This window comes from Streptomyces sp. NPDC058964, from assembly GCF_042741275.1.
Classification (GTDB): domain Bacteria; phylum Actinomycetota; class Actinomycetes; order Streptomycetales; family Streptomycetaceae; genus Streptomyces.
In genome coordinates this window covers 1-2,935 of record NZ_JBHYKH010000773.1, presented here as the reverse complement: position 1 = coordinate 2,935, position 2,935 = coordinate 1, and the positions used below count along the sequence as shown (strand labels likewise).

Annotated in this window: 3 protein-coding genes and 1 pseudogene; 2 read left to right on the top strand and 2 right to left on the bottom strand. The window is 72.2% G+C overall.

Annotated elements, in window-relative coordinates; translation table 11 throughout:
* A pseudogene (locus tag ACFW2E_RS44525) lies at nucleotides 1–302 on the bottom strand (hypothetical protein); the annotation flags it as partial.
* Between the two features lie 100 nt (nucleotides 303–402).
* Between ACFW2E_RS44525 and ACFW2E_RS44520 the strand changes: the two are divergent.
* The gene (locus ACFW2E_RS44520; RefSeq protein ID WP_384477203.1) at nucleotides 403–873 is read left to right on the top strand and encodes a MarR family winged helix-turn-helix transcriptional regulator; all 471 of its coding nucleotides are present in this window, start codon (nucleotides 403–405) and stop codon (nucleotides 871–873) included.
* A gap of 21 nt (nucleotides 874–894) precedes the next feature.
* On the opposite strand, the gene ACFW2E_RS44515 is transcribed toward ACFW2E_RS44520, so the two are convergent.
* Nucleotides 895–1,629: a flavodoxin family protein gene (locus ACFW2E_RS44515; protein ID WP_384477200.1), complete on the bottom strand. Its 735-nt coding sequence runs from the start codon at nucleotides 1,627–1,629 to the stop codon at nucleotides 895–897.
* A gap of 115 nt (nucleotides 1,630–1,744) precedes the next feature.
* Between ACFW2E_RS44515 and ACFW2E_RS44510 the strand changes: the two genes are divergently transcribed.
* The gene (locus tag ACFW2E_RS44510; protein WP_384477197.1) at nucleotides 1,745–2,761 is read left to right on the top strand and encodes an NAD-dependent epimerase/dehydratase family protein; all 1,017 of its coding nucleotides are present in this window, start codon (nucleotides 1,745–1,747) and stop codon (nucleotides 2,759–2,761) included.
* Nucleotides 2,762–2,935: the final 174 nt, after the last annotated feature.

Genomic DNA, 2,935 nt, shown 5'->3' with positions numbered 1-2,935 from the left:
GGCGCGGTGCGCGGGCGGCGTCCGTCGCACCGGGCGGCCGTCCGGGCCGCCGCGGAGACGGCGACGGGCAGCCGGTGCGCGCGGGGTGTGTGGAAGGCCGCGAGGAAGACGGCGACGAAGACCAGTCCGATGGTCAGCACGGTCATCACGGGCTTGACCACCGCACGCGTGCCCGTCAGCCCCGGACGCCGGGGCGGGGCGTCCGTCCGCGGCGCCGGATGGTGACGGTGCCGCGTCGGGGTCTGCGTCGTCATCGCCTCGGCGTCGGACGGGTGACTCTGGCTGATGGATGCAGCGTTCATGACTCCTCGGCTGGCTCGTCGACCGCTATCATGTAAGGCACCTTATATAAGGTATCGAATAAGTTAACATATACATGTAACAGGCACGTGGAGGACGTCCGTGACGGTGAAGGACCCCGCCGAGCGCATCGGATATCTGGTCTGGCAGCTCTCACAGGCCTACGCGCAGCGGATCGAGCAGGCTCTGCGGCCGCTCGGGCTGACCCAGGCGCAGTACAGCGCTCTCGTCCGGCTCAGCCGCGACGGAGCGCTGTCGAGCGCCGAGCTCGCCCGCCGCTGTGGCGTGACGGCCCAGTCCATGGGCACCGCTCTGCGGGATCTGGTGGAGCGCGGGCTCGTCGAACGGCACGCCCACGCCACCCACGGAAAGATCATCGACATGACGGTCACGGACGCCGGCCAGGCGCTGGCACGGCGCGGGGAGACCGCGCTCGAGCCGTGCGAGCGGGAGGCCCTGGAGCCGTTCGCGCCCGGGGAGCGGGAGCAGGTGCGCGCGATGCTTCAGAGGATGCTGGGTGCTCTCAATCCCCGGGCGCTGGGACCCGCCGCCGGGCACCCGCACCCGAACTGATCGCCTCCCCCACCCGTCCGCTCACCGGTAGTCGGGGTTGGGTGCGTCGGGGCGGCAGCCCGCGTCCCACTCCGAGCGCTGGTTGCCGTGGGCGGGGATGCCACCGGAGCGTTTGAGCAGGGCGGCCAAGTGCATCAGGTTCCAGGTCATGAAGGTGGTGTTGCGGTTGGTGAAGTCGTTCTCCGGGCCGCCCGAGCCCGGGTCCAGGTACGACGGCCCGGGCCCCGCCGCGCCGATCCAGCCCGCGTCGGCCTGCGGCGGGATGGTGTACCCCAGGTGCTGGAGGCTGTAGAGGACGTTCATCGCGCAGTGCTTCACGCCGTCCTCGTTACCGGTGATCAGACAGCCGCCGACGCGGCCGTAATAGGCGTACTGCCCGGCGGAGTTGAGCAGCCCGGAACCGGCGTACAGCCGCTCGATCACCTTCTTCGTCTCCGACCCGTTGTCGCCCAGCCAGATCGGCCCGGCCAGTACCAGGATGTCGGCGGCCATCACCCGCTCGTACAGCGCCGGCCAGGCGTCCGTGGCGAAGCCGTGCTCGGTCATGTCCGGGTAGACGCCGGGCGCGATGTCGTGGTCGACGGCCCGGATCTCGTCAGTGGTCACCCCGCGCTCGTCCATGATGGCCCGGCTCTTGTCGATCAGCCCCTGCGTGTTGCTCACCTGGGGGGAGGGCTTGAGGGTGCAGTTGACGAACAGGGCGGCGAGGTCGTCGAAGCGGTACGGGCCGTCGGCCGGGTTCGGGTGCACTGTCATGACGACAGCTTCTCCCAATGATCTCCTGTTGTCCCTCGGGCTCGTCCTTACGGAGTGGTGACATGCCGGGTCCGGTCGTGCCGTCCGCCGGGCTCGCGGACCTAGCGTGTGGGACATGCGTGTACTGGTCACCGGCGGTGCCGGGTTCATCGGGTCCCATGTCGTCGAGGCGCTCGCGGCGCGCGGTCACGAGCCCGTGGTCTTCGACGTGCGGGCCGATTCCGGCGGCGACGTGCGCAACCCGGCTGCGGTCGCCCGCGCCCTGTCCGGCATCGACGCCGTGTGCCATCAGGCGGCCATGGTCGGCCTGGGCAGGGGGTTCACCGACGCGGCCGAGTACGTCTCCCGCAACGACCTGGGCACCGCCGTAGTGCTGACCGCCATGGCGGACGCCGGAGTACGACGCCTGGTGCTGGCCGGGTCGATGGTCGTCTACGGCGAGGGCCGGTACGAGTGCGAACGGCACGGCACCGTACGGCCGGGGCCGCGGGCCGTCGCCGACCTCGACGCGGGTCGCTACGAACCGGTGTGCCCGAGGTGCGGGCAGGAACTGACACCCGGACTGGTCGGCGAGGACGCCCCGGTGGACCCGCGGAACGTGTACGCCTCGACGAAGCTGGCCCAGGAGCATCTGGCGGCCGCCTGGGCGCGGTCGACCGGTGCGGCGGCGGTGTCGCTGCGGTACCACAACGTGTACGGCCCGGGGATGCCCCGGGACACCCCCTACGCGGGCGTCGCCTCCTTCTTCCGGTCGGCACTGGCCAGGGGGGAGGCGCCGCGGGTCTTCGAGGACGGGCGTCAGCGGCGGGACTTCGTGCACGTACGGGACGTGGCGGCGGCCAACGTGACGGCGCTGGAGGCGGATCCGGCCGGCGGAACGCTCACCGCGTACAACACGGGCAGCGGCGAGCCGCACACCGTCGGCGAGATGGCTCGCGCGCTGGCCGCCGCGTACGGCGGCCCCGAACCCCTCGTGACCGGCGAGTACCGGCTGGGCGACGTACGGCACATCACGGCGGACTCGGCACGGCTGCGGGCCGAGCTGGGCTGGGAGCCCGAGGTCGGATTCGACACGGGGATGCGCGAGTTCGCGCGGGCGGGGCTGCGCGGGGAGGAACCGGGCGGGCGGTGACGGCCGCGGGCGCCGGGCACAGAACGGCACCGGCAGCCCGGCGGGTTGTGACCGCCGCCCCGCGCCACCGCCCGGCCGCAGGCGCTGGACGGCAACAACCGACCCCCTGGGGCCGGGCCCTGACGAGATCCCGGGTCGGTGCCAGGCCGCAACGCTCGGCGCACGGGCCCGGTC

What these genes read in the sequence shown, in the direction of transcription:
- ACFW2E_RS44510 (WP_384477197.1), top strand. Translation starts at nt 1,745, where the DNA reads ATGCGTGTACTGGTCACCGGCGGTGCCGGGTTCATCGGGTCCCATGTC.
- ACFW2E_RS44515 (WP_384477200.1), bottom strand. Translation starts at nt 1,629, where the DNA reads ATGACAGTGCACCCGAACCCGGCCGACGGCCCGTACCGCTTCGACGAC.